The organism is Sphingomonas sp. (assembly GCF_039594485.1).
Taxonomy (GTDB): Bacteria; Pseudomonadota; Alphaproteobacteria; order Sphingomonadales; family Sphingomonadaceae; genus Sphingomonas.
Genome location: NZ_JBCNNI010000017.1, coordinates 1 through 24,253, shown reverse-complemented (window position 1 = coordinate 24,253; position 24,253 = coordinate 1). Strand labels below are relative to the sequence as shown.

Genomic DNA, 24,253 nt, shown 5'->3' with positions numbered 1-24,253 from the left:
TTCAGCCCTGCGGCTTGACCGCATAGGCGGTGGGATCGGGAATGCCCGCTTCCTCGAACCCCTTGGAGCGCAGCCGGCAGCTGTCGCAAAGCCCGCAATGCAGCCCCCCCGGTGCGGGATCGTAGCAGGACCAGCTCAGCCCCATATCGACGCCCAGCCGCGCGCCTTCACGCACGATATCGGCCTTGGTCATGTGCTGGAGCGGCGCGTGGATCTTGAACGGGTGCCCCTCGACGCCCGCCTTGGTCGCGATCTCCGCGAGCCCCTCGAAAGCCGAGATGAATTCGGGGCGACAATCGGGATAGCCCGAATAGTCGAGCGCGTTGACCCCGATGAACAGGTCGCGCGCGCCCGCCGCCTCGCCCCAGCCCAGCGCCAGGCTGAGGAAGATGGTGTTGCGGGCCGGGACATAGGTAACGGGAATGCCGGGCTGTACCCCGTCCTTGGGCACCTCGATATCGGCCGTCAGCGCCGAGCCGCCAAAGGCCGACAGGTCCAGCGGCAGGATGATGTGGCGCTCGGCACCCAACGCATGGGCGACCCGGCGCGCGGCGGCCAGTTCGATATGGTGGCGCTGATTATAGTCCACCGACAGAGCGAGGATGCGATAGCCTGCGGCCTTCGCCGACGCAGCGGAAATCATCGAGTCCAGCCCGCCCGAAACGAGCACGACCGCCATGGGAGCAGAAGATGTCATGATGGCGCCGACCGCTACGCGCATTGGCGCGCGGTTGCAACTCCGGTGGCAGGAATCGACGGCAGGACCCAGCGAAAAGCCGGGACCGCAGGGCCCCCGCGCCATGGGGCAGGGGAGCGACGCGGTCCCGCCGAAGGACCAGACCGGGCATGCTGCTCACCCGGACGAGGGAGTTTCCGCTACTGAAGCAGAGACATGTCTGTAGCAGCGGCGGCGTGAAGATCGGGTTAAACCGACCTGCCTAGTTTTTCAGTTTCCAGCCCTTGCGCAGCAGGACGTAGCAGAGAACCGCCATCACGATATCGATGCCCAGCACGACCGCGCCGCCCAACGTCACCGGCGAGTCGGCCAGCCCCAGAAAGCCGTATCGGAAGCCCGAGATGACGTAGAAGAAGGGGTTGGCGTGGCTGATCGCGCGGAAGGCCGGGGCCAGGCCGTCGACCGAATAGAAGGTCCCCGACAGCAGCGACAGCGGCACGACGACGAAATTGGTGACGGCGGCGGCATGGTCGAACTTCTCCGCCCAGATCGAGGTCAGCACGCCCAGCAGCGCCAGGAACACCGATCCCAGAAGGCCGAACCAGACGACCGCGAAAAAGGCGTGCGGCGTGACATGCACGCCAGGCCAGATCGCCATCGCGACCCAGACCGTCAGGCCGACCAGCACCGCGCGCGTCACCGCTCCGCCGACCAGCGCGGCCAGCAGTTCGGCGGTGGACAGCGGCGGCATCAGATAATCGACGATCGTGCCCTGGATCTTGCCGACCAGCAGCGAGAAGCTGGCATTGGCGAAGGCGTTGTTCATCATGCCCATGACGATCAGGCCCGGCGCGATGAAATCGGCGAAGGGCACCTGCATTCCCGCCACCGGCACGGCGTGACGCCCGCCCAAAGCGGTGGTAAAGATGATCAGATAGAGAAGCGTCGTGACCGATGGTGCCCAGATCGTCTGGAGCTGCACCTTGAAGAACCGGCGCACCTCCTTGATATAGAGGGTTCGCAGGCCGCCCCAGTTGATGTTCCGAATTACGGGCTCACCGGGGGCGGCGCGGACGGCCGAACGGATTTCACCGATGGGGGGCTGGCTGCTCATCGGCATAGCGCGTAACCGCTGCCGTGGCCGCCCGCAACCCGGTGCGATGATGATTGAGGAAAGGTTTCGAATGTCGTGGACCGATGAGCGGATCGATACGCTCAGGACGATGTGGGAGGCGGGACAGACCGCCAGCCAGATCGCCGAAGCACTGGGCGGGGTCAGCCGCAACGCGGTGATCGGCAAGGCGCATCGCCTGGGGCTGCAGGCGCGCCCCTCGCCGGTGAAGGCCAATGAGCCGGCCGCCGTGGCGGTGGAGGCCGTGGCGCCGACCACGCCTGCCCAGACTCCCCCCGCCCAGACTCCCCCCGCACCGCCCCCGGCGATCGAGCCGGAGGAGGAGCCCGAGCCCGTGGCGGCCGAACCCGTCACCATCGCCGAGCCGGTGCGCGAGGTTCAGCCGATCCTGCGTTCGGTCGGCCCGGGCGGCTTCGTCCGCCAGTCGCCCGGCGAGCAGCAGCCCCCGCCCTCTCCCGCCCCGCCGCGTCGCCTGGTTCCCGCCAAGCCCAGCGCCGAGATCGCGGGCAAGACCTCGCTGCTCGACCTGAACGACCGCATCTGCAAATGGCCGCTCGGCCATCCGGGCGAACCGGACTTCCACTTTTGCGGTGAAAAGGTGAACCCCGGCTTCCCTTATTGCGTCGAGCATTGCGGCCATGCCTATCAGGCGCAGATGCCGCGTCGCGACCGTCGCCCGCCGCCGCCCTTGCCCTTTGGCGGCCCGCGCGTCCGCTGATCCGGGTTCGATGACAGGAAAGGCCCGCTGGTCGCGCGACCGGCGGGCCTTTTTCGCGGGCGGATGCCCGACATCTTCGATTTCTGCGCCGGGTCGACGTGTATCGTAAGCGGAGAATGGCGGCGGATCGCGCCCTTCATCCGCACCGGGCGCGATCCGCACGCTCGACCGGAGGGGATAAGGGCGGCTCCCCGCAGGGAACCGCCCCGTTTCATCAGAACCGGAACGCCGCCGTGGCGCGCAGGCTGTGCCAGCGGAACTTCTCGTCCGAACGACGAATGTCCGTGCCCGCGGTGTTGGGGGCCAGCACGAAGGGGTTGGTCGCCGGCGCGCTCCCCTGCGTCACGCGGACGCGCGTGTCGTCGTCGTTGTACTGGTGGTACATATATTCCATGCCGATCGAGAAGTTGCGCCCGATCTTCTGTTCGATGCCGCCACCGCCAAGAAAGCCGAAATGGTTGCGATCCCCGCTCAGCGCGAAGGCGTTGGCCGTGTTCGAGGTGGTGAAGCTGCGATTGATCCGCGCATAGCCCGCGCCGAACGTGCCGTAGAACAGGGTGTCGTTCGCGGCATAGCCCGCACGCCCACGAACAGAGGCTTCCCAGTCGACGCTGCGGGTGAGGGTGTAGCGGGCGGGCGTGGTCGAGAAGGCGGAGACGCTGTCGGTGATCTCGCTCTTGCCGAATTCGCCGACGACGCCGTAGATGATGTTGCCCGCCTGATGATCCAGGCCCACGCGCCCGTAATAGGCGATGCCGTCCTTGTCGTTGCTACAGCCGGTCGCGGCATTCTGGGGCGAGAGCGCGCTGCGTGCCGCGCCGTTGCAGAAGCCCGGCGAGAAGGCGTTGGCACCGGTCGAGGTGGTCACGACGTCGCCGAACCGCCCGTCCAGATTGCGGTCGAACAGCATCCGCGACCCGACATCGTTCGACTGCACGTCATAACCGAAGCTGCCGCCGACATAGAGGCCCGAAAAGGGCGCGCGCCCGGTATCCGAATAGCTGTCCTGCGCCATGACCGGCGAGGCGAAAAGCGCCGAGGCCGCGGCCCCCGCCATCCAAAACTTGACCATAAATACTCCCGTCCCTTGGCTTAAGGTTCCGGCGAAACGGACGAGCGCGGGCGAGATATCCCGGAAATTAACATAAGCAAGCTTTTGTTACATTCGGGCCATGCCGCTCGGCGCTGGCATGCGGGGCGGGAAAGGCCTATGGTTCCCGTTATGTCCAATGATCTGTTCGCGGGCACCGCCCGTACCCAGCCCGCCTATGACGCCTCTTCGATCGAGGTGCTCGAGGGGCTGGAGCCGGTACGCCGCCGCCCCGGCATGTATATCGGCGGCACCGACGAGCGGGCGTTGCATCACCTGGCCGCCGAAGTGCTCGACAATGCGATGGACGAGGCGGTGGCGGGCCACGCCACCCGGATCGAGGTGAAGCTGGAGCCGGGCAACCGCCTGACCATCGTCGACAATGGTCGCGGCATCCCGGTCGACCCGCACCCCAAATTCCCCGACAAGTCGGCGCTGGAGGTGATCCTGTCGACGCTGCACTCGGGCGGCAAGTTCACCGGCAAGGCCTATGCCACCTCCGGCGGCCTGCACGGCGTCGGTATCTCGGTCGTCAATGCGCTGTCGTCGGACACGGTGGTCGAGGTGGCGCGCGAACGTGTCCTCTATCGCCAGCGTTTCGCGAAGGGGGCGACGCTGGGTCCGCTGGAGACGGTCGGTGCCGCCCCCAATCGGCGCGGCACCAGCGTCGCCTTCACCCCCGATACCGAGATTTTCGGCCCGGAATTGAACTTCAAGCCGGCGCGGCTGCACAAGCTGGTCCGCTCCAAGGCCTATCTGTTCGCGGGCGTCGAAATCCGCTGGCACTGTGCGCCCGAGCTGATCTCGGACGACACGCCCGCCGAGGCGGTGTTCCAGTTTCCCGGCGGCCTTGCCGACCATCTGAAGGAACAGGTTGGCGGCCGCGAATGCGCCACCGCCGACTTCTTCTCCGGCAATCAGGATTTCCCGGGCGAACAGGGCCGTGTCGAATGGGCGGTCGCCTGGCCGCTGTGGAGCGACGGCAGCTATAGCTGGTATTGCAACACCATCCCGACCCCCGATGGCGGCACCCATGAACAGGGCCTGCGCCAGGCGCTGGTCCGGGGCCTGCGCGCCTTTGGCGAACTGGTGAACCAGAAAAAGGCCAAGGACATCACCGCCGACGACGTCATGGTCGGCTCCGAACTGATGCTGTCCGTGTTCATCCGCGAACCGCAATTCCAGAGCCAGACCAAGGACCGACTGACCAGCCCGGAGGCCGCCAGCCTCGTCGAAAAGGCGGTGCGCGACCATTTCGACCATTATCTGTCGGCCAATATGGATCGCGGCAAGGCGCTGCTCGGCTATGTCCTCGACCGGATGGACGAGCGGCTGCGCCGCAAGGCCGAACGCGAGGTCAAGCGCAAGACCGCGACCTCGGCACGCAAGCTGCGCCTGCCCGGCAAGCTGACCGACTGCGCCGCCGACAGCCCCGAGGGAACCGAGCTGTTCATCGTCGAGGGCGACTCGGCGGGCGGCTCGGCCAAGCAGGCCCGCGACCGCAAGACGCAGGCGATCCTGCCGATCCGCGGCAAGATCCTGAACGTCGCCTCCGCCACATCGGCCAAGATCCTGCAAAATCAGGAGATTGCCGACCTGACGCTGGCCATGGGCTGCGGCACGCGCAAGGATTGCGACCCGACCCAGCTTCGCTACGAAAAGATCGTCATCATGACCGACGCGGACGTGGACGGTGCGCATATCGCGACGCTGCTGATGACCTTCTTCTTCCAGGAAATGCCCGATCTGGTGCGGCGCGGTCACCTGTATCTCGCCCAGCCGCCGCTCTATCGCCTGACGGTGGGGGCAAAGTCGCTCTACGCCCGCGACGACGCCCACCGTGCCGAACTGGAACGCACCGCCTTCAAGGGCAAGAAGGTCGATGTCGCGCGCTTCAAGGGGCTGGGCGAGATGAACCCCGGCCAGCTCCGTGAAACCACCATGGACCCCGCGACCCGCAGCCTGATCCGCATCACCCTGCCCCAGGAATATGAGGAACGCGCGGGGGTGAAGGACCTGGTCGACCGGCTGATGGGCAACAATCCGGCCCACCGCTTCGCCTTCATCCAGGAGAATGCGGCGCGTCTGGACGAAGAGGTGATCGACGCCTGAGGCGATGATGGGAGCGATGTTGTTTCGCTTTTGTTGATCGGCTATCGTGACGAAGGGCGGCCCTTGAGCCGCCCTTTGCTATTTGAAGGAGACGTCCCGTGACCATCACCGCCCTCATGCCCGTTTACCCACGGTGCGGGGTGCGTCCGGTCCGAGGCGAAGGCGTCTACCTGTATGGCGAGAATGGCGAGCAATATCTGGACTTTGCCGCCGGGATCGCGGTGAACGCGCTGGGCCATGGCCATCCCAAACTGGTCGAGGCGATCGCCAAGCAGGCCGCCACCCTGATGCATGTGTCGAACCTCTATGGCAGTCCGCAGGGCGAGCATTTCGCGCAGCGGCTGGTCGATTCGACCTTTGCCGACACGGTGTTCTTCACCAATTCGGGCGCGGAAGCGGTCGAGTGCGCGATCAAGACCGCGCGCCGCTATCACTTCGCCAATGGCAACCCGCAGCGTCATACGCTGATCACGTTCAACAACGCGTTCCACGGCCGGACGCTGGGTGCGATCTCGGCGACCAACCAGCCCAAGATGCGCGACGGGTTCGAGCCGCTGCTGCCCGGCTTCGCCTATGCCCCGTTCGACGATCTGGAGGCCGCGCTGGCGCTGATCGACGACAACACCGCCGGTTTCCTGGTCGAGCCGATCCAGGGCGAAGGCGGCCTGCGTCCCGCCAGCATGGAATTTCTGCAAGGTCTTCGGAAAGCCTGCGACGAGCATGGCCTGCTGCTGGTGCTGGACGAGGTGCAGTGCGGCTATGGCCGGACGGGCAAGTTCTTCGCGCATGAGCTGTACGGCGTGACGCCGGACATCATGGCGGTCGCCAAGGGCATCGGCGGCGGCTTCCCGCTGGGCGCGTGCCTCGCCTCCGAGGAAGCGGCCAAGGGCATGGTGATCGGCACGCACGGTTCGACCTATGGCGGCAACCCGCTTTCCATGGCGGCGGGCGAGGCGGTACTCGACGTGATCCAGGAGCCGGGCTTCCTCGAACATGTCGAGGCGATGGGCCAGCGGCTGCGTTCGACGCTGGAGCAGATGATCCCCAATTTCGATCATCTGTTCGAGGAGGTGCGCGGCCATGGCCTGATGCAGGGCCTGAAGATGAAGAGCGACAGCCGCCGGTTCGTGGCGCATTGCCGCGACAATCACGGGCTGCTGCTGGTCGCGGCGGGCGAGAATGTGATCCGCATCCTGCCGCCGCTCACCATCGACGAGAGCCATATCACCGAGTTTGCGACGAAGCTGTCGGACGCCGCGCGCGTCTACGTCCCCGCCGCCGACGATTGATGACCTTTGCCACCCCGGCGGCGGCGCCCGCCGGGGGACGGAGTTGAAGACCCATGACGATCCGCCACTTCCTGAACCTCGCCGATGCCGGTGCCGAGGGTGTGACCGCCATTCTGACCGACGCGCAGGCCCGCAAGGCCGCCCGCGCCGGTTTCGCCAAGGGCCGCGTCGATGCCGACGCGCCGCTGGCCGGCCACACGCTGGCCATGGTATTCGAGAAGAATTCGACCCGCACCCGCGTCAGCTTCGACATGGCGATCCGCCAGTTGGGGGGCACGTCGATCGTCCTCGACGCGGGCACGATGCAGCTTGGCCGCGGTGAAACGATCGCCGACACCGCGCGCATCCTGTCGGGCTATACCGATGCGATCATGATCCGCACCGACGACCATGCCAAGGTCGAGGAGATGGCGCATTACGCATCCGTGCCGGTCATCAACGGCCTGACCGATCTGTCCCACCCCTGCCAGATCATGGCCGACCTGCTGACCCTGATCGAAGCGGGCAAGACGCTGTCCGGCCTGAAGGTCGCATGGCTGGGCGACGGCAACAACGTGCTGCATTCGATCGTGGAGGCCGGGGGCCTGCTCGGCTTCGACGTCGTCGCGGCCTGCCCCAATGGCTATCAGCCGGAGCCGGGCACGCTGGCGCTGGGCCGGGGCCGCGCGACCTGCACCACCGATCCGCGGGCGGCGGTCGAGGGGGCCGACATCGTCGTCACCGACACTTGGATCTCGATGGGTCAGGCCCATGCCGAGGAAAAGCTGGCCGCGATGATGCCCTATCAGGTCAATGCGGCGCTGATGGCGCTCGCCAAGCCCGACGCCAACTTCCTCCACTGCCTCCCCGCGCACCGCGAGGAAGAGGTGACGAGCGAGGTGATCGATGGTCCCCAGTCACTGATCTGGCCGGAGGCGGAGAACCGTCTCCATGCGCAGAAATCGGTGCTGCGCTGGTGCTTTGGCCAAATCGGTTGATCGGCGACGAACCCATCCTATCTATGGAAAGGCCGGCGGCTTCGTCGGCCTTTTCTCTTTTCCCCGCCCCACCGGCACCATGTCGCCCGGCCCCTGGCCGGAGCGTAAAGGCACGAGCATGACCGACATCACCCTGCCCGACCTCGACCGCGCGATCGGCTTCACCATCCCTGAGCAGCATGCCCGCGGACGGCTGGTCCGGCTGGGCCCGGTGCTGGACGAGATTCTGGCGGCGCATGCCTATCCCCCGGTGATCGAGCGACTGCTGGCCGAAGCGCTGACCCTGACCGCGCTGATCGGGGCCACGCTGAAGGACACCAGCGGACAGCTGACCATCCAGACGCGCAGCGACAGCGGCGTGATCCGGCTGCTGGTATGCGATTATCGCGGCGGCGAACTGCGCGGCTATATCCAGTATGACGAGGACCGGCTGGCCGAACTGCCCGCCGAGCCGACCCTGTTCGCGCTGTTCGGTCAGGGCTATCTGGCGATCACCTTCGACCTGGCGGTGACCGGCGAGCGCTATCAGGGCATCGTTCCAATCGACGGCGAAACGCTGTCGGCGGCGGCGGAAAGCTACTTCATCCAGTCGGAACAGATTCCCAGCCTGCTGCGCGTCGGGATCAGCAAGGGCCCGGACGGCCGCACCGTCTCGGGCGGCCTTTTCCTACAGCATCTGCCCGAGGGCGAGGAAGGCCGCGAACGGCTGCACGTCAAGCTCGACCATCCCGAATGGGAGCATGTCCAGGCGCTGGGCCAGACGATGCAGGTCGAGGAACTGGCCGATGCCGGATTGCCGCTGGAGACCCTGGTGTGGCGCCTGTTCCATGAGGAGCAGGACGTGCGCGTGCAGGGATCGCCCGCCATCGTGCGCGGCTGTCGCTGCTCGGCGGAGTATATCGCCAGCGTCATCACCAAATTCTCGGTCGAGGAACGGCGCGAGATGGCGGACACCGATGGCCTGATCCAGGTCGACTGCGCCTTCTGCGCAAAGAAGTTCCCGGTTCCGTTCGACGCCGAGCCGGTGGCCTGATCACATCTTCCTTCCCTGCAGGGGAGGAAGTGACGTTCAACCTTCCCCGGTGAAAGCCGGGGCGGGTAGAATGGTTGGGCGGGCGTCAGCCCCCCAGCGCCTCGACCAGCAGCTTGACCTTCTGCTGCCGCCATTGCGGCAATGGGGCGACCAGCCAATAGCCCATCCGTGACGGCACCGCCTCGCCGGTGGCAACCACCCGCCCCTCGGCCAGGTCGCGTTCGGCGAGCAGGTGCGGCACGACGGCGCGTCCCAGCCCCGCCGCCACCGCATCGATGGCAAGACCCGCATCGGTCACGCGGACCAGGGGCGCGCCCTCTTCCGGCGCGCCGGGCCAGGCGATCAGCGGTGCATCGGCCAAACCGCCCGGCGCACCGATCGCGATCATCCCGTCCGACTCGATCGCCTCGCCCTCCAGCCCGCCCGGGCCATCCCCCCAGCGGATGGCGAGGTCGAGATTGGCCTCGGTGAAATCCAGCCCCTCGTCGGAGGCGATCAGCGAGAAGCGCAGGTCCGGGTCGCTGGCGGCGATCGCGGCCAGTCGCGGCATCAGCCATTTCTCGGTCACGTCACGCGGCGCGGCGATGGTCAGCGCCTTGGAAGACTGCCCCGCCTGCATCGCGCGGACCGCATCCTCGAACTGCAGGAACCCGGCACGCAGCGAGGCGAGCCCGGCCTCGGCCTCGGGCGTCAGCTCCAGCCCGCGTGTGGTGCGGCGAAACAGGACGACGCCGAGCGTATCCTCCAGCGCGCGGATCTGCTGTCCCACCGCCGCCGGGGTCACGGCCAGTTCGTCGGCGGCGCGGGTGAAGCTCAGATGGCGGGCGGCGGCATCCAGTACGCGCAGGCCATTGAGCGGCAGGTGAGTCCGCTTCACGATTCCACCGCCGGCGCGATCAGCGCGAAATGGGGGATGGCCACATCGAAGGTCACGCCGTCCGCACCGACCATGCGATAGCTGCCCTGCATCGCGCCGCTGGTCGTCGCCAGCGGACAACCCGACACATAGTCATAGGAGGCGCCCGGCTGGATCACCGGCTGTTCGCCGACCACGCCCTCGCCCTCCACCGAATGGCGCGCGCCGCGCCCGTCGGTGATGATCCAGCGGCGGGTCAACAACTGCACCGGCTGCTCCCCGTCATTCTCGATGCGGACATGATAGGCCCAGAACCAGCGCCCGCGCTCGGGCTCCGACTGTTCGGGCAGATAGCTGACCGACACGCGGACCGTAACCGGCCCGGTGGTCAGCGAATGGGAGAAGAGCGCCTTCACAGACCGACGGCGCTGAGCGCCTGGTCGAGATCGTCGATCAGGTCGTCCGCATCCTCCAGCCCGACATTCAGGCGCAACATCCCCTCGCCGATCCCCATCTCGACCCGCTTGTCCTCGGCGACGCCCGCATGGGTGGTCGATGCGGGGTGGGTCATCAGCGAGCGCGAGTCGCCAATATTGTTGGAGATGTCGATCAGTTCCAGCGCGTCGAGCAGGCCATGCGCCTGGGTCCGCCCGCCATCGAGTTCGATCGCGAAGATGCTGCCCGCCGCCTTCATCTGGCGCATGGCGAGTTCGTGCTGCGGATGGCTGGGCAGGCCTGGACACAGGACACGGGGCACGCGCCCCTCCAGGAACTGCGCGACCTTCAAGGCCGATTCCGACTGGCGATGGATGCGCAGGTCGAGCGTCTCCAGCCCCTTCAGCACCACCCAGGCGTTGAACGCCGACAGGGTCGGCCCGGTGTTGCGGGTGAAGGGCAACAGCGTGTTGGTGATGAAATCCTCGGTCCCGCACACCGCACCCGCCAGCACGCGGCCCTGCCCGTCCATCATCTTGGTCGCGGAATAAGCGGTGACATCCGCGCCGAAATCCATCGGCCGCTGGAGCGCGGGCGTGGCGAAGGCATTGTCGACGACCGTGGTGATGCCGCGTTCGCGCGCGATGGCGCAGATCGCCTCCAGGTCGGCCACGTCCATCGTCGGGTTGGCCGGGGTTTCGAAGAAGAAGACCTTCGTCTCCGGCTTCACCGCGTCCAGGAATGCCTGCGGATCGCGTGCATCGACCACGGTGGTCGCGATGCCGAACTTGGGCAGCAGCGTGTCGGTCAGCCAGCGGCACGATCCGAACGCCGCACGCCCGCCGACCAGATGGTCGCCCGCCTGCAACTGGCAGAGCAGCACCGCCGTCATCGCCGCCATGCCCGAGGCCATGGTCCGGCACGCCTCCGCCCCTTCGAGAAGGGCGACGCGTTCCTCGAGCATCTGGACCGTCGGGTTCTGAAGGCGGGAATAGGTCATCCCCTCCTGCTCGCCCGCGAACCGCGCCGCGGCGTCGCCCGCCCGGTCATAACAATAGCCCGAGGTCAGGAAGAGCGCCTCGGAGGTTTCGCCATATTCCGATCGCGCGGTGCCGCCGCGCACGGCCTGCGTCGCGGGGCGCCAACGGGTGGTGATCGAACGGTCCTGGCCAGTCTTGCGCTTCATGCCCGCCCATTTGCCGGTCCGGGCAGCGGCGTTCAAGGATATTCGGACGGATGGCCCATATGTCGCCGTTACACGAGCGGAACGGATCCGGGGATGATCCGGTTATTCCGACCGTAACGACAGGGAGAATGACGATGAAGATCCGTACCGGCCTGTTGCTGGCCGCCGCGCTGATGCCTCTGGCCGCCTGCAACAGTAAGGGGACCGACAAGCTGGCCGAGCGCGTCGAGGACGCCGCCGACAACCGGGCCGACACGATGGAGAACCAGGCCGACGCGCTGCGCAACCAAGCCAAGATGCTCGACAAGCGTGCCGAGAAGACCCGCGACTATGCCGAGGATCGCGCCGACGCGATCAAGGCGGCCGATATCAACGCCAGCGCGATGAGCCAGGAACAGCGCGACGCGATCGTCGCCAACCAGGCGGCGGCGGTACGCTGATCAAGCCTCCCCGGCGCGGGGCGGTGGCAGGCCGTCAGGCCTGACAAAAGGGGGACGTCGCTGGCGGCCGTCCCCCTCCCCTTTGCAGGCGAGGATTTTACTGCGCCTCGCGGTGGTTGGTCACCTTGCCATAGATCGGCTTGGCGACGGTGGTCAGCCGGTCGCTGGCATCGCCGGTCAGGTCGAAGAACAGGATCCGGTTCGCCCCCGCCTTCAACCATGGGGCGGGCGTATAGAGCGTGTGCACCGGCCCGATGCTCCAGAAACGCCCCAGATTATGGTCGTTCAACCACAGCTGCCCCTTATGCGCGCCCCGCATGTCGAGATAGGTGTCGCCCGGCTTCGCGACCGTCATCTCCGCCTCGTAGAAGCAGGGGCCGGTACAGGGCTTGGTGGAGAGCTTCAGCGTCGACAGATCGTCCATCGGCAGGCGGAACATCTGCCAGTCGCGCAAGGGCTGGCCCGCCAGCGTGACCGCGCCGGTAAGCCCGGCCTGTTCGGTGCGGATCGCGTGGGAATAGTTCACCCGGCCGGTATTTTCGACCAGGATGTCGAGCGTGGCGGGCCTGGACCGTGCGGGCAGTTCGACCGTCTCCTGATCCAGTCGCCGGTCGAGCGTGCCGACCAGCGCCCGGTTCAGATAGACCTGCGCATAGCTGTGCATGCCCTTCAGCGTCAGCGGCCCCGCCGCCCCGGCCGGAACGGCGACCCGGTAAAGGACATAGCCGTAATTCTGGTCCAGTTCCTCGAAGGTCTTCGGTTCGGCGGCACGGACCGGCCGGGGCAGATTGTCCCATAGCGAGGCGCTGCGCCGGACCGCCGAGACCGGGAAGGTCGTCGCCACCGTCGGCGCGGGCGTCGGGGCGGCGGGCTTGCCGGTCACCTCGGCGATGGCGGCGGCGATCAGGCCATATTTGTAGCGGGGATTGCCCGCCTCATCGATCGGCGCGTCATAGTCATAGCTGGTGGTGTCGGGGTGATAGTCCTTGCCGGTGTGCGAATCCGCGCCGTTCATCCAGCCGAAGGTCGTGCCGCCATGGACCATGTAGAGCGAGATCGAATAGCCGCGCTTGAGCATATAGGCCATTTCCTCGGCCTCCTTGCGGCCATCGGTCTCGTGATGGTCCTCGCCCCATTTGTCGAACCAACCCGCCCAATATTCGCCTACCATGCGCAGGCCCTCGGGCCGATACGCCTCCAGCTTGGCGACCGAGCCTTGTGCGCCGCCCGACCCGAAATTGACGACCGACGGCAGGTTGGGCAGCGAGCCCTTGGCCAGATCGCCACCCTGGTTGGAGGTGAACAGCACGCCATCGGCGAATCCCGCGCGCTTGTAGCTGGCCTCCAGCCCGCGCAGATAGGCCTGGTCATCCCCGAAGGCGCCATATTCGTTTTCGAGCTGGACCGCGACGATCGGCCCGCCATTCGCAAGGAGCAGCGGCTTGACCTCCTGCCCCAGCCGCATCAGCCAGCGATCGACCGCGGCGGTGTATTGCGGATCGGTCGACCGCAGCACGAGATTGCGATCCTTGAGCAACCATGACGGATAGCCGCCCAGTTCCCACTCGGCACAGACATAGGGGCCGGGGCGCAGGATCACGTCCAGCCCCTCGGCCTGCGCATCGCGGATGAAGGCGACGAGGTCGTTCTGGCCGCTGAAGTCATAGACTCCCGGACGGGGCTCATGCGCATTCCAGAAGGCATAGGTGGTGATGGTGTTCAGCCCCATCGCCTTGGCCTTGCGCAACCGATCACGCCAATAGGCGCGCGGGATGCGGACATAATGCATCTCGCCGGAGATAACCTGATGCGGCTGGCCATTGCGCAGGAACCCCTTGCCCTGCACCGCAAAGGTCCGGGCGGGCCCGTCATTGGCAAGGGGCCCCTGCGCCGGCAGGCTCTGGGGCGACAGCACGCCGGCCGCCAATAGGGTCAGGATCATCGGTCGGAACCGCTGCGTCACGTCACTCTCCCGTTTTCTCTGTCGCGTTCGCGCAGACGGGGCTCCGAACATACCGCACCATCGGCCCCCGCCTCGATGACATGGGTGCCATGCGGGATGGGGTACGTCAAATTGTCTGAGGAATTGATAGCAGACTCATTCCGATTTCCGGGTAGGAACCGATGATCTCGGCGATTTCGCTGGAGGTCCGCTCGATGCCACGCATCGCGTCCATTGCCCGCTGCACGCCCACGCCTCTTTCCGCCGCATGGCTCCGCGCCGACGCGGCGACCTGCGGAGTCGCGATATGCACAGGGATCGGGGTGACGAGAAAGCGCTTGGCTTAGCCCTGTCGATCGACGTTCAGCCACTCGAAACGGGCAAAGCCATCCCGCAACGCCTGTTGACCCATTCGCCAGCATGAATCTCGCTCGGGCGGCCATAGACCTTCTCGGCGACATTCCCGGCGATGAAGCGCCCTTCCGACAACAGCATCATCGCATCCGATGACTGCCGAAGAATCGCCTCGGCCAATCGAGTCTCAAGGCTCACGCCCTTCTTGCCCAGCCGAGCTATCATGCCACCCGCTCGCGTGCATCGAGCATCGCGGGCGATCGGAGTCTTCCCGATCGGATCCTTTGCAGGAACCCGGTATAGCGACCGCGCCCTAAGGATCTGTCAGGCATATTGGGCAATTAATACACTTACAGAAAAAGCATTTGTGCCCCCCGCACGCGCCCGTCATGACCACCCCATGCGCCGCCTGCTCGCTCCGCTCCGTCGTCCGGTTCCGGCCCTGATCGCGCTGCTGGTCGCCGCGCAGGCGCTGTTCTGCTGGCGGCTGACCACGCCGCACAAGCTCGTCTTCGACGAAATCCATTACGTCACCGCCGCGCGGACGCTGATGGCGCTGGAAGGGCCGGTGAATATCGAACATCCGCTGCTCGGCAAGACGCTGATCGCCGCCGGCATGCTGATGTTCGGCGACAATCCGCTGGGCTGGCGCGCGATGTCGACGCTGGCGGGCACGGCGATCGTCGGGGGCGTCTTCGCCATCGTCTGGCTGATGACCCGGCGGACGCGGGCGGCGGTGGTCGGGGGGCTGCTGACCCTCGTCAACTTCATGGTGCTGGTGCAGGCGCGGATCGCGATGCTCGACGGGTTCATGGCGGGCTTCGTCGTCCTCGCCGTCGCAGCCCTTGGCTGGGCGATGCGGGGCAATGCGTCGCAAAGCCGGTGGCGCTGGACATTGGGCGCGGTGCTGCTGGGGCTAGGCATGGGCGTCAAATGGGCGGCGGTGCCCTATCTCGGCTATGCCGCGATCGGCTTCGTCGTGATGAAGCATGGCGACCCCAGCCGCTGGCCGGGGCTGCGCTGGTGGTCGGCCTGGGCCTTGCTGGGGTTTGGCGCGGGGGTGGCCTATGCGGCGACCTTCGCCCCGGCCTTCTTCTATGCGCGCGAGCCGTTGACGCTCGGCGGACTCCTGCCCTTCCAATTGGAAATGTATGCGCGCCAGACCCAGGTCCTGCCGCCGCACGCCTATCAGTCGAGCTGGTGGAGTTGGCCGATCATCGGGCGGCCGATCTGGTACTTCTATGAGATCGCGGACGGGGCGCAGCGCGGCATCTTCCTGCTCGGCAATCCGGCGGTGATGTGGGGCGGGCTGGTCGCGGTGGCCGCCTGCCTGTGGGGCTGGCTGCGGCGCCGGGAGGTACGGCTGGGCTTCGCGGCGGCGCTATGGATCGGCGGGTTCGCGGTCTGGGCGATCATCCCCAAGTCGCTGGGTTTCTATTATTACTATTTCCTCCCCGCGATCTGGCTGTCCGTCGCCATTGCGGTGGCGATCGATCGCTGGCGCGCCGCGCTGCGCAATTGGGACGAGACCTATCTGATCGGCGCGATCAGCCTGTTCGTCTATTTCTATCCGATCCTGACCGCGGGCGCGCTGGCGGGGCCGGGGTCCTTCGCGCGCTGGACCTGGTTCGCGGATTGGCGGTGAGGCCCCATCCCGGCCTCACCGCAAGCGGATCAGTACCGCCCCCAGACGAAGCGTGACGACAGCGCATAATTCCACACCGCGCCCACGAGCACTCCGATCAGCGCCGACACCGCCCATTCATTGGCGCGCGCATCGTGCAGGAAGGCCGCGACACCGACATTGGCGATCGCACCCACGGCACAGACCAGGCAGAAGGACACCCACCCGTCGAGCAGCGGCCGGAATCCCCGCAACCGTCGGTCGCGATAGGTCAGCGCGTTGTTCAGGAAGAAGTTGAACGTCATCGCGGCGGCCACCGCCGCGATCTGGCTGGTGAGGAATGCGGCCCCCAGCAGCACGAAGAACAGGCTGAGCACCGCCATGTGCACGCCCACCCCCAGCACCCCGATCGCCGAGAACATGGCGAAGCGCACCGGCACGACCTTGCCGAAGCGACGGTCGTAGAGCGCGATCAGATATTCCATCGCCACGACATGATCGAGCTTCGATTCGCCTTCGGTCCGCAGGCGGAAAACATAGGGCATTTCGACGGCGCGAAGCGGACGCGGCGAGGCGCTCATGATGTCGAGCAGGATCTTGAACCCGATCCCCGACAGATACGGCACCGTCTCACGCGCCACGGCCGTCCGCACCATGAAGAAGCCGCTCATCGGATCGGACAGGTCGACGTTCAGCACCCGCTGCGACAGCCTGGTGGCGAAGGCCGACTTGGCCACCCGGTCGCGATCCCAGTCGCCGGTGCCGCCGCCCTCGACGAAGCGCGACCCGACCACCAGATCGAGGTCGTTTTCCGCCTGCAACCGGTCGAGCATCTTCGGCAGCAGCGTCTCGTCATGCTGCAAGTCGCCGTCGATCACCGCCACCATGGGTGCGGCGGTGGCGCACATCCCCTCGATACAGGCCGAAGACAGCCCGCGCCGCCCGATCCGCTGGATCACCCGCACGCGGGAATCGACCCGCGCCAGTTCGCGCGCCGCGTCGGCGGTGCCGTCCGGGCTGTTATCGTCGACGAAGATCGCCTCCCACCGCCGCCCGGCCAGCGCCTGGTCGAGCTTGGCGATGAGCACGGGCACGTTCGCGCGCTCGTTGAAGGTCGGGATGACGACCGCGAGTTCGAGCAGCGCGCTCATGGCCGTCAGAGGCGCTGAAGAATCGCGTCGGCCATGGCGCGGGTCGACAGGCTGCCGCCCAGATCGCCGGTCCGCGCGCCGTCGCGGATCGCGCCCGCGACCGCCGCGTCGATCCGGTCGGCGGCCTCGGCCAGCCCCAGCGAATGGCGCAGCATCATCGCCGAGGACAGGATCGCGGCACACGGATTCGCCTTGCCCTGCCCGGCGATATCGGGGGCGGATCCGTGGATCGGCTCGTACAGTCCCTTGCCGGTCGCGCCCAGCGCGGCCGACGGCAGCATCCCGATCGAACCCGCACACATCGACGCTTGGTCGGACAGGATGTCACCGAACAGATTGCCGGTCAGGATCACGTCGAACTGGCCGGGATCGCGCACCAACTGCATCGCGCAATTGTCGACATACATATGCTCGAGCGCGACGTCCGGGTAATCCTTCGCGACCTCGATCACCACGTCGCGCCAGAGCTGCGAGGTTTCCAGCACATTCGCCTTGTCGACCGACAGCAGGCGGCGGCGGCGGCGCATCGCGGTTTCGAAACCGACCCGGGCGATCCGGGCGACCTCTTCCTCGTCATAGCGCATCAGGTCATGGCCTTCGCGCAGGCCGGTTTCGGTCGTCCCCCGGCCCTTCGCGCCGAAATAGACGTCGCCGGTCAGTTCGCGGACGATCACCATGTCGATCCGCCGGGCAATGTCGGGGCGCAGCGAGCTGGCATCCTCCAGCCCCTCGAACAGCCGGGCGGGGCGCAGGTTCGCGAACAGCCCGAACGCCTTGCGCAGGCCCAGGATCGCCTGTTCCGGCCGATGCGCCCGCTCCAGACTGTCGAAGCGCGGATCGCCCACGGCGCCGAACAGCAACGCATCGGCGCGGCCCGCCACCTCCAGCGTCTCGGGCGGCAGCGGATGGCCCGCCGCCTCATAGGCCGCACCGCCGACCTTCGCCTCTTCAAAGGTCAGGCCGAGGTCCAGCGCCTCCAGCACGCGCCGCGCTTCTGCCGTCACTTCCGGCCCGATGCCGTCACCGGCGAGGATCGCGATCAATGCCATGGCTGGCCCCTTCCCTTATCCTAGATCGTCGCGCCCTTTGCCTTGAGGGTCGGGATCACGCAACCGCCCTTTTGAACCGATCGAACAACCGGGTGCGCGCGGGCGACGGATCATGGCGCAATCCGGCCAGGATATCGCGCCCCAGAAAATGCGCGGTGATTTGCGCGGCCGCGAAGATATCGGGCCAATCCGCCACCCCGCCCTCGCGCAGAAAGGCCGGCAATGGGAACAGCCGCGCCTCATAGCCGAAGGCCGCGCCGACCGACACCGCAGCCCCGCTCCGGGGACTGACATAGGCGAGGTCATCCGTCCCGCCGGTCACGGTACAGCGTTCCAAATCCAGCCCGAAACCCAACTGCCCCAGCAGCAGCAATTCATAGCGCACCAGGGCCCCCGCCCAGCCCCGCGCCGAGGGCGCCGACTCGACCGCGGTCAACACCGCGTCAAGCGCATCGTAGAGGATGGGATAGGGCTGCTCCTCGGGAAGGGCGGCAGCAGTGAGCGCGCAGAGCCATTCGATCCCGGCGGCGGCCAACGGTTCGCCGTGGAGCCCCGCCCGGCTATGACCCGGCTCGATCGTCAGCGCAGCGAGTTGCTCGACGGTCCGCGCGCGCCACTCGCCGATGATCGCGTTGCCCGGTTGCAGCACCGGTCGCAGCGCCCGCGACCGCCCACCCCGGACATAGCCCGGTTGCACCCCATCCTCGCGGGTCAGAGCGCGCACGATCGCCCCATGCTCGCCATGCGGCCGGACCGACAGGATGATGGCGGGGGCGACGCGGTGCATGATTAAGGATGTAGGGGGGATTGGGGTGGGATGCTATGCGTGGGGCAGCGGACAACAGTATCGCCAAGAACGAGCATACGCCACCAAACAACGCCACGGCCGCCGATGAAAAGTTGGATGTCACGGCGTTTTCAGCTTGCCCCAATGACCCGCGTTACGTCACCATCCCGCAAAGTTATCTCGAGGCAAAATCGTAGAAATGGGCAGATCATTGATATGATTTTGGGTTTTGTCAAAAGATCGTTGACTTGGGCGGCATTGCTCACATTTTCCCAAGCGGCGCATGCACCGCTCTCGGCACTTCGAGCGCAAGAAAACCCCTCCACCCTACCCGCGACCTTTACCGACCGCCCGGTTTTCTGGATACCCGATGCCGGATCGGGATGGATCGACTTCGAGCCCAAAAGCGATATCGTCATTATTCCGGTCGTCTTGAACGGTCACCCCACGAAAGCGATGATTGATACGGGCTTCGATGATGTCGTTGTGAGCAAGGCCTATGCCGACGCCCATCATCTTCCCCTGACGCCTTGGGCCAAGCCGGAAAGTGTCGGTGGACCGACGCAGTTCTATACCACGCCGTCCGTCACCCTGGATGTCGGCGCGATTCGCACCACGAAACCCGGTGCCGTCACCGTCATGGACCTCAGCCGATTGAACGCCGTGGGCCTTGCCGATGTCGAGGTGGTCATCGGCCTGCCCATACTTGGCATCTTCGAATGGCAGGTCGATCAGGATCATCATCGTTTCCGGTTGCTAAGCAGCGGATCCATCCCGATCCCCGACGGCATTCCGATCCGGGTAGGGCCAAACAACTCTCGGCTGGTCACCGACGTCTCGATCAATGGCCAGTCCGTATCCCCCACGATGATCGACACCGGCAACGACAGCGCGGTTTCCATCTCGCCTGCTGTTGCCGAGCGTACGGGGTTCAAGCCGCAGACGGACATCGGATCGGTCGGCGCCGGGGGCATGGTCGTCCAACCCCTTGGCCGACTGACCGATTTTACGCTCGGGGCGCACAGGGTTTCGGGTGCCTATGCGACGGTCGATCAAGCAAACTGGTGGGGATCGAAAGAGATACAGGCATTGATCGGCATGGGCGTGCTGCGCACCTATAATATGACGGTCGACCTGACAGCGGGACGGATGCTCCTGGAACCACGAATGCCGCCGTTAAAGCCAGTCTATCGAAGCACATCCGGCATACAGGGATATACCCGGAACGGGCGGTTATCGGTCGTCCATGTGATGAGTCAATCACCAGCGGCCGCTGGCAAGCTGAAACCGGGCGACGAGATATGCACCATCGATCAAAAGGCCGTCTCAAAAGAATTGGTCGAAGACTATTTTGCTCACGCTGCCCCAGGAACCAAACATCTGCTGACTCTCTGCGATGGCACTTCGCGGGCAATCACATTACGCAGATTCTACTAACGGCGGCAACACCCTCACCGGCTATGGTAAAAGTCGTACACCTGCTGCGCCACCGCCTGGCTGACCCCCGGTGCCTTCCGCAGATCCTCCAGGCTCGCGTTCCGCACCGCGCGGCCGGTGCCGAAGTGCATCAGCAACGCCTTCTTCCGCGCCGGGCCGATGCCGGGCACTTCGTCGAGCGGGCTCGCACCGATCGCCTTGGCGCGCTTGTCGCGGTGGGCGCCGATCACGAAGCGGTGGACCTCATCGCGCAGGCGCTGGAGATAGAATAACAGCGGCGCATTGACCGGCAGCATCCGTTCGCTGCCGTCCATCATGTGGAAGACCTCGCGCCCCTCGCGGCCGTGATGCGGGCCCTTGGCGACGCCGACCAGGCAGACATCCTCGATGCCCAGATCCTCAAGCACCGCCTTGGCCGCGTTGAGCTGGCCGCGCCCGCCATCGATCAGGACCAGGTCGGGCCAGGTCGCGTCGTCGCGGTCGGGATTTTCCTCCAACTGGCGGGCGAAGCGGCGGCGGAAGACTTCGCGCATCATGCCGAAATCGTCGTTGGTCGCCGCCTCGTTCCCCTTGATGTTGAACTTGCGATACTGGCCCTTCTGGAACCCGTCCGGCCCCGCCACGACCATCGCGCCCAGTGCGTTGGTGCCCTGGATATGGCTGTTGTCGTACACCTCGATTCGCTGTGGCGGTTCGGACAGGTCGAAGAAATCGGCGACCTCGCGCAGCAGCCTGGCCTGGGTGGTCGATTCGGCCAGCCGCCGGTCGAGCGCCTCGACGGCGTTGCGCTTGGCCTGATCGAGCAGGCGGCGGCGGTCGCCCCGCTGCGGCACGGCGAGCTGCACCTTGTACCCTGCCCGCTCGCCCAGCGCCTCGGTCAGCAATTCGCCCTCCGGCAGGTCACGGTCGAGCAGGATCGTCTTGGCCGGCGGCACCTCCTCATAGAATTGGCTGAGGAAGCTGGTCAGCACCTCCTCCTCGGGCACGTCGGTCGTGTGCGCGGGGAAAAAGCTGCGATGCCCCCAATTCTGGCCGCCGCGGATGAAGAAGGCCTGGATGCCCATCACCCCGTCGCGGCACGCCAGCGCGAAGATATCGGCGTCGCCCACGCCCTCGGCGTTGATCGCCTGCGTCCCCTGGATGAAGGTCAGCGCCTTCAGCCGATCGCGCAGGATCGCGGCCAGCTCGAAGTCCATGGCTTCGGCCGCCGCCTGCATCTGCGCCCCCAGCTTGGCCTGGACCTGGGTGGACTTGCCGCCGAGGAAGTTCTTGGCGTCCGCGACCAGCTCGGCATAGGCGGCCTCGCCGATCCGGCCGACACAGGGCGCGGAGCAGCGCTTGATCTGGTAGAGCAGGCACGGCCGGTCGCGCGTCTTGAAGAAGCTGTCGGTGCAGGAGCGGAGCAGGAACAGCTTCTGCAACGCATTCAACGTGTTGTTGACGCTGCCCGCGCTGGCGAAGGGGCCATAGTAATTGCCCACCGCACGCCGCGCGCCGCGATGCTTCTGGATGCGCGGGAAATCATGGTCGTGGCGCAGCAGGATGAAGGGGAAGCTCTTGTCGTCGCGCAGCAGGACGTTGAAGGCGGGGCGGTAGCGCTTGATGAGCTGCGCCTCGAGCAGCAGCGCCTCCGCCTCGTTATTGGTCGTGACGATCGTCATCGAGCGCGTCTGCGACACCATCCGCTGGAGCCGCTTGGGAAGGCGATCGACCTGGGTGTAATTGGCGACGCGATTCTTCAGCGCGCGCGCCTTGCCGACATAGAGGACGTCGCCACGCGCATCCTGCATCCGATACACGCCCGGCCGCAGCGGCAGGGTCGCGAGGACGTTGCGGATCGCCGCCACCCCCGCCTTCAGATCGGGTGCATCGGCCCCGCGCAGGGTGAAGGTGGATTTCTCTTCGTTGAAACGGTCGACGGGAGGCTCGGACATTGGCTTCGATTTAAGAGCGCGGGGCGCGGATCGCCAGTCCGGTTCGCATGATTGATTCGCGCGAACCCAGGTTCAGCCTTGCGCGAAAAGCTTGGTGCCCATCACGCCGATCACGGTCAGGACCATGAAGCCCGCCTGGATCGGCGCGATCCTGTCGCCGAACACGATGGCCCCGCCGATGACCACACCGATCGCGCCCAGCCCCGTCCACACCGCATAGGCGGTCCCGGCCGGAAGCCCGCGCATCGCGAGCGCCAGCAGGCCCATGTTCACGAAGCTGAGGATGATCGGCACGCTCGACGCCTGCCAGCTACCGAGCGTCGCCGCCCATTTCAGGCTGAGCGCCCAGCAAATCTCGGTAATGACTGCGATGCCCAGAATGACCCACGCCATCGGAGCGTCTCCTTGGTCACGGGCTCGGAAATGGGCATCGTCGTCGGAAACCCGAAAGAGACGGCGATGCGGGCCCGGACTCCGCGGGCTATGTGTGTCGGGACCAGAGCCGCCCTTGTGGAACATGCCCCACGGCCCAAGCCCGCTTGGGGAGAAACGCCTTTCTCCCTTTGAGGGCGGCCCCGAAAACGACCGAACCGCGCCTCGGGCCAGCCCGAAGCGCGGTCCTGTCTCCGGCGGTTCCGCCGATCAGTTGGGGCGGCCGAGCCCCGCAATGGAACGGTCGATCATCGCCCGGTCGGCATCGGCCGAGTGGTGCTCGGCGATCAGCAGACCGGCGGCCTTGGCGGCGGCCTCGGCGGCGCGGGCGCGGACCTCGGCCAGCGCGGTGCGCTCGGCGGCCGCGATCTTGTCCTCGGCCATCTTGGCGCGACGCTCCATCAGCGCCTCGGCATCGGCCTTGGCCTTGCTGAGCAACTGCCCCGCCTCATGCTGCGCCTGGACGCGCATCGCCTCGGCATCGGCATGCGCCGCCTTGGCCTTGGCCTCATATTCGGCCTTCAGCGCTTCGGCTTCCTGACGCAGCTTGGTCGCCTCGTCGAGCTGGGCGCGGATCGCGGCGATCTTCTGATCGAGCGAACGCCCGATCATCGCCGGGACCTTCTTGATCAGCATCCCGATCAGCACGACCAGAGCGGCGAGCGCCACCCAGCCGGTCGAATCGAAGCCCAGCGCGGTCGGGCTGGCGGCATGCTCGGCTTCCGCGGGCGCCACCGTGTTGCCGGTCAGGCCATCACCCTCGCGGATCGGCTTCTGCACCATGCCTTCGGCCGAGGCCGCATCGGCCAGGTTCTGCGCGACCAGCGCATCGCCATTGGTCAACACGCCGTTTGCGGAATGATTAGCCATGCGCGCTCACCTTTCGCACCGCGTCGGCCGCCGCGTCCTCGCCCACATGGACGCCGGACAGCTTGGCGACGAGATCGCGCGCGGCCTCGGCCGCCACGGACTGAAGATTGGCCATCGCCTCGGCCTTGGCATTGGCGATCGCCAGGTCGTGATGACCCAGCCGCTCGGCCAGGTCGGCGTCGGCCGCCTTGACCTGTGCCTCGAACGCATGGGTCGCACGCGCCTTGGCGGCACCTGTTTCGGCCAGCGCGGCGGCACGGGCGGCATCCATCTCGGCCCGCCATGCCGCCTCGACCCGGTCGGCCTCGGCACGCGCGGCCTCCGCCGCCGCCAGATCGCCGGCGATACGGGCTTCGCGAGCGTCGACGGTCGCCTGAATCTTGGGCACCATCCCACGACCGACCACGAAATACAGCAGGCCGAAAGTGATCAGGAGCCAGAAGATCTGCGACGCATAGGTCGCACTGATCTGTGCTATCTGGGGCATGGGGTCCTCGTTGCCATATCAACCGGGCGCATCGTCATCGACACGCCCGGCCGATCCGAATGATTAGGCGACGAACACCAGGATGATCATCGTCACGAAGGCGAGCAGGCCCAGGAGCTCGGCACCGGCGAAACCGATGAAGAGGCGGCCCTGCTGGCTGTCCGCCGCACCCGGATTGCGCAGCGCGCCTTCGAGGAACTTGGCGAACACGTTGCCCACGCCGAGCGAGGCGATGCCCATGC

General features: G+C 66.4%; 25 protein-coding genes. 8 read left to right on the top strand and 17 right to left on the bottom strand.

Translation table 11 applies throughout. The features are described from left to right. Position 1 precedes the first annotated feature (1 nt). Together queC and ABDV78_RS10270 are read right to left on the bottom strand one after the other, a co-directional pair. Complete coding sequence (gene queC / locus ABDV78_RS10275; RefSeq protein ID WP_343527315.1) at positions 2 to 721, bottom strand: 7-cyano-7-deazaguanine synthase QueC; 720 nt, start codon at positions 719 to 721, stop codon at positions 2 to 4. Between the two features lie 217 nt (positions 722 to 938). Next, positions 939 to 1,790: an ABC transporter permease gene (locus ABDV78_RS10270; RefSeq protein ID WP_343527314.1), complete on the bottom strand. Its 852-nt coding sequence runs from the start codon at positions 1,788 to 1,790 to the stop codon at positions 939 to 941. A gap of 70 nt (positions 1,791 to 1,860) precedes the next feature. Here ABDV78_RS10270 and ABDV78_RS10265 point away from each other — a divergent pair, with 70 nt between their 5' ends. Continuing rightward, on the top strand, positions 1,861 to 2,526 hold the full coding sequence (locus tag ABDV78_RS10265) for a GcrA family cell cycle regulator (protein ID WP_343527313.1): 666 nt from the start codon (positions 1,861 to 1,863) through the stop codon (positions 2,524 to 2,526). Positions 2,527 to 2,740: 214 nt separating this feature from the next. Here ABDV78_RS10265 and ABDV78_RS10260 read toward each other — a convergent pair whose 3' ends face one another. Beyond that, the gene (locus ABDV78_RS10260) at positions 2,741 to 3,598 is read right to left on the bottom strand and encodes a hypothetical protein (protein WP_343527312.1); all 858 of its coding nucleotides are present in this window, start codon (positions 3,596 to 3,598) and stop codon (positions 2,741 to 2,743) included. Positions 3,599 to 3,748: 150 nt separating this feature from the next. On the opposite strand from ABDV78_RS10260, the gene parE reads away from it, so the two are divergent. The 4 genes from parE (at position 3,749) to ABDV78_RS10240 (ending at position 9,027) form a co-directional block, all read left to right on the top strand. Further along, positions 3,749 to 5,728, top strand: coding sequence for a DNA topoisomerase IV subunit B (gene parE / locus ABDV78_RS10255; protein ID WP_343527311.1), 1,980 nt, complete (start codon positions 3,749 to 3,751; stop codon positions 5,726 to 5,728). A 98-nt stretch (positions 5,729 to 5,826) separates the two neighbouring features. Further along, positions 5,827 to 7,017 (top strand): aspartate aminotransferase family protein, encoded by a 1,191-nt coding sequence (locus tag ABDV78_RS10250; RefSeq protein WP_343527310.1) that lies wholly within the window; start codon positions 5,827 to 5,829, stop codon positions 7,015 to 7,017. 53 nt (positions 7,018 to 7,070) lie between these two features. Continuing rightward, positions 7,071 to 7,994: an ornithine carbamoyltransferase gene (gene argF, locus ABDV78_RS10245; RefSeq protein ID WP_343527309.1), complete on the top strand. Its 924-nt coding sequence runs from the start codon at positions 7,071 to 7,073 to the stop codon at positions 7,992 to 7,994. Positions 7,995 to 8,112: 118 nt separating this feature from the next. Beyond that, entirely contained in the window at positions 8,113 to 9,027 is a 915-nt protein-coding gene (locus ABDV78_RS10240; RefSeq protein WP_343527308.1) for an Hsp33 family molecular chaperone HslO, read from the top strand. An 85-nt stretch (positions 9,028 to 9,112) separates the two neighbouring features. Here ABDV78_RS10240 and ABDV78_RS10235 read toward each other — a convergent pair whose 3' ends face one another. From ABDV78_RS10235 to ABDV78_RS10225, 3 genes are read right to left on the bottom strand one after another with little or no spacing between them, the layout of a single operon-like run. Continuing rightward, complete coding sequence (locus tag ABDV78_RS10235) at positions 9,113 to 9,904, bottom strand: LysR family transcriptional regulator (RefSeq protein WP_343527306.1); 792 nt, start codon at positions 9,902 to 9,904, stop codon at positions 9,113 to 9,115. Next, positions 9,901 to 10,299: a Co2+/Mg2+ efflux protein ApaG gene (apaG, locus tag ABDV78_RS10230; RefSeq protein WP_343527305.1), complete on the bottom strand. Its 399-nt coding sequence runs from the start codon at positions 10,297 to 10,299 to the stop codon at positions 9,901 to 9,903. The genes ABDV78_RS10235 and apaG overlap by 4 nt, the downstream gene beginning before the upstream one ends. Further along, positions 10,296 to 11,504, bottom strand: coding sequence for an aminotransferase class I/II-fold pyridoxal phosphate-dependent enzyme (locus ABDV78_RS10225; protein WP_343527304.1), 1,209 nt, complete (start codon positions 11,502 to 11,504; stop codon positions 10,296 to 10,298). Before ABDV78_RS10225 ends, apaG begins: the two co-directional genes overlap by 4 nt. A 134-nt stretch (positions 11,505 to 11,638) precedes the next feature. Between ABDV78_RS10225 and ABDV78_RS10220 the strand changes: the two genes are divergently transcribed. Further along, positions 11,639 to 11,944, top strand: coding sequence for a hypothetical protein (locus ABDV78_RS10220; RefSeq protein ID WP_343527303.1), 306 nt, complete (start codon positions 11,639 to 11,641; stop codon positions 11,942 to 11,944). 97 nt (positions 11,945 to 12,041) lie between these two features. On the opposite strand, the gene ABDV78_RS10215 is transcribed toward ABDV78_RS10220, so the two are convergent. The 3 genes from ABDV78_RS10215 to ABDV78_RS10205 form a co-directional block, all read right to left on the bottom strand. Further along, positions 12,042 to 13,907, bottom strand: a complete 1,866-nt coding sequence (locus ABDV78_RS10215) for a beta-galactosidase family protein (protein WP_343527302.1) — start codon at positions 13,905 to 13,907, stop codon at positions 12,042 to 12,044. Positions 13,908 to 14,013: 106 nt separating this feature from the next. Next, complete coding sequence (locus tag ABDV78_RS10210; protein WP_343527301.1) at positions 14,014 to 14,199, bottom strand: hypothetical protein; 186 nt, start codon at positions 14,197 to 14,199, stop codon at positions 14,014 to 14,016. Between the two features lie 50 nt (positions 14,200 to 14,249). After that, a complete protein-coding gene (locus tag ABDV78_RS10205) occupies positions 14,250 to 14,420 on the bottom strand; it encodes a hypothetical protein (protein ID WP_343527299.1) in 171 nt (56 codons plus the stop codon). Positions 14,421 to 14,640: 220 nt separating this feature from the next. On the opposite strand from ABDV78_RS10205, the gene ABDV78_RS10200 reads away from it, so the two are divergent. Then, entirely contained in the window at positions 14,641 to 15,885 is a 1,245-nt protein-coding gene (locus tag ABDV78_RS10200; protein ID WP_343527297.1) for a phospholipid carrier-dependent glycosyltransferase, read from the top strand. A gap of 29 nt (positions 15,886 to 15,914) precedes the next feature. Here the strand turns inward: ABDV78_RS10200 and ABDV78_RS10195 are convergent, their stop codons facing one another. From ABDV78_RS10195 to recO, 3 genes are read right to left on the bottom strand one after another with little or no spacing between them, the layout of a single operon-like run. After that, positions 15,915 to 17,015, bottom strand: a complete 1,101-nt coding sequence (locus ABDV78_RS10195) for a glycosyltransferase family 2 protein (protein WP_343527296.1) — start codon at positions 17,013 to 17,015, stop codon at positions 15,915 to 15,917. A gap of 5 nt (positions 17,016 to 17,020) precedes the next feature. Further along, a complete protein-coding gene (leuB, locus tag ABDV78_RS10190; RefSeq protein WP_343527295.1) occupies positions 17,021 to 18,064 on the bottom strand; it encodes a 3-isopropylmalate dehydrogenase in 1,044 nt (347 codons plus the stop codon). A gap of 55 nt (positions 18,065 to 18,119) precedes the next feature. After that, a complete protein-coding gene (gene recO, locus ABDV78_RS10185; protein ID WP_343527294.1) occupies positions 18,120 to 18,851 on the bottom strand; it encodes a DNA repair protein RecO in 732 nt (243 codons plus the stop codon). Between the two features lie 144 nt (positions 18,852 to 18,995). Between recO and ABDV78_RS10180 the strand changes: the two genes are divergently transcribed. Continuing rightward, a complete protein-coding gene (locus ABDV78_RS10180) occupies positions 18,996 to 20,288 on the top strand; it encodes an aspartyl protease family protein (RefSeq protein WP_343527293.1) in 1,293 nt (430 codons plus the stop codon). Positions 20,289 to 20,302: 14 nt separating this feature from the next. Here ABDV78_RS10180 and uvrC read toward each other — a convergent pair whose 3' ends face one another. From uvrC to ABDV78_RS10155, 5 genes are all read right to left on the bottom strand, one after another. After that, a complete protein-coding gene (gene uvrC / locus ABDV78_RS10175; protein WP_343527292.1) occupies positions 20,303 to 22,222 on the bottom strand; it encodes an excinuclease ABC subunit UvrC in 1,920 nt (639 codons plus the stop codon). 72 nt (positions 22,223 to 22,294) lie between these two features. Next, positions 22,295 to 22,615, bottom strand: coding sequence for an SMR family transporter (locus tag ABDV78_RS10170; protein WP_343527291.1), 321 nt, complete (start codon positions 22,613 to 22,615; stop codon positions 22,295 to 22,297). 249 nt (positions 22,616 to 22,864) lie between these two features. Further along, positions 22,865 to 23,524, bottom strand: a complete 660-nt coding sequence (locus ABDV78_RS10165) for a hypothetical protein (RefSeq protein ID WP_343527290.1) — start codon at positions 23,522 to 23,524, stop codon at positions 22,865 to 22,867. Continuing rightward, on the bottom strand, positions 23,517 to 24,011 hold the full coding sequence (locus ABDV78_RS10160; protein ID WP_343527289.1) for an ATPase: 495 nt from the start codon (positions 24,009 to 24,011) through the stop codon (positions 23,517 to 23,519). The genes ABDV78_RS10165 and ABDV78_RS10160 overlap by 8 nt, the downstream gene beginning before the upstream one ends. Before the next feature lie 63 nt (positions 24,012 to 24,074). Further along, complete coding sequence (locus tag ABDV78_RS10155) at positions 24,075 to 24,251, bottom strand: F0F1 ATP synthase subunit C (RefSeq protein ID WP_343527373.1); 177 nt, start codon at positions 24,249 to 24,251, stop codon at positions 24,075 to 24,077. Positions 24,252 to 24,253 lie beyond the last annotated feature (2 nt).

Coding starts and splice junctions, on each gene's coding strand:
- queC (WP_343527315.1), bottom strand. CDS start 721: ATGCGCGTAGCGGTCGGCGCCATCATGACATCTTCTGCTCCCATGGCG.
- ABDV78_RS10270 (WP_343527314.1), bottom strand. CDS start 1,790: ATGAGCAGCCAGCCCCCCATCGGTGAAATCCGTTCGGCCGTCCGCGCC.
- ABDV78_RS10265 (WP_343527313.1), top strand. CDS start 1,861: ATGTCGTGGACCGATGAGCGGATCGATACGCTCAGGACGATGTGGGAG.
- ABDV78_RS10260 (WP_343527312.1), bottom strand. CDS start 3,598: ATGGTCAAGTTTTGGATGGCGGGGGCCGCGGCCTCGGCGCTTTTCGCC.
- parE (WP_343527311.1), top strand. CDS start 3,749: ATGTCCAATGATCTGTTCGCGGGCACCGCCCGTACCCAGCCCGCCTAT.
- argF (WP_343527309.1), top strand. CDS start 7,071: ATGACGATCCGCCACTTCCTGAACCTCGCCGATGCCGGTGCCGAGGGT.
- ABDV78_RS10240 (WP_343527308.1), top strand. CDS start 8,113: ATGACCGACATCACCCTGCCCGACCTCGACCGCGCGATCGGCTTCACC.
- ABDV78_RS10225 (WP_343527304.1), bottom strand. CDS start 11,504: ATGAAGCGCAAGACTGGCCAGGACCGTTCGATCACCACCCGTTGGCGC.
- ABDV78_RS10220 (WP_343527303.1), top strand. CDS start 11,639: ATGAAGATCCGTACCGGCCTGTTGCTGGCCGCCGCGCTGATGCCTCTG.
- ABDV78_RS10200 (WP_343527297.1), top strand. CDS start 14,641: ATGCGCCGCCTGCTCGCTCCGCTCCGTCGTCCGGTTCCGGCCCTGATC.
- ABDV78_RS10195 (WP_343527296.1), bottom strand. CDS start 17,015: ATGAGCGCGCTGCTCGAACTCGCGGTCGTCATCCCGACCTTCAACGAG.
- leuB (WP_343527295.1), bottom strand. CDS start 18,064: ATGGCATTGATCGCGATCCTCGCCGGTGACGGCATCGGGCCGGAAGTG.
- recO (WP_343527294.1), bottom strand. CDS start 18,851: ATGCACCGCGTCGCCCCCGCCATCATCCTGTCGGTCCGGCCGCATGGC.
- ABDV78_RS10180 (WP_343527293.1), top strand. CDS start 18,996: ATGACCCGCGTTACGTCACCATCCCGCAAAGTTATCTCGAGGCAAAAT.
- uvrC (WP_343527292.1), bottom strand. CDS start 22,222: ATGTCCGAGCCTCCCGTCGACCGTTTCAACGAAGAGAAATCCACCTTC.
- ABDV78_RS10170 (WP_343527291.1), bottom strand. CDS start 22,615: ATGGCGTGGGTCATTCTGGGCATCGCAGTCATTACCGAGATTTGCTGG.
- ABDV78_RS10165 (WP_343527290.1), bottom strand. CDS start 23,524: ATGGCTAATCATTCCGCAAACGGCGTGTTGACCAATGGCGATGCGCTG.
- ABDV78_RS10160 (WP_343527289.1), bottom strand. CDS start 24,011: ATGCCCCAGATAGCACAGATCAGTGCGACCTATGCGTCGCAGATCTTC.
- ABDV78_RS10155 (WP_343527373.1), bottom strand. CDS start 24,251: ATGGGCATCGCCTCGCTCGGCGTGGGCAACGTGTTCGCCAAGTTCCTC.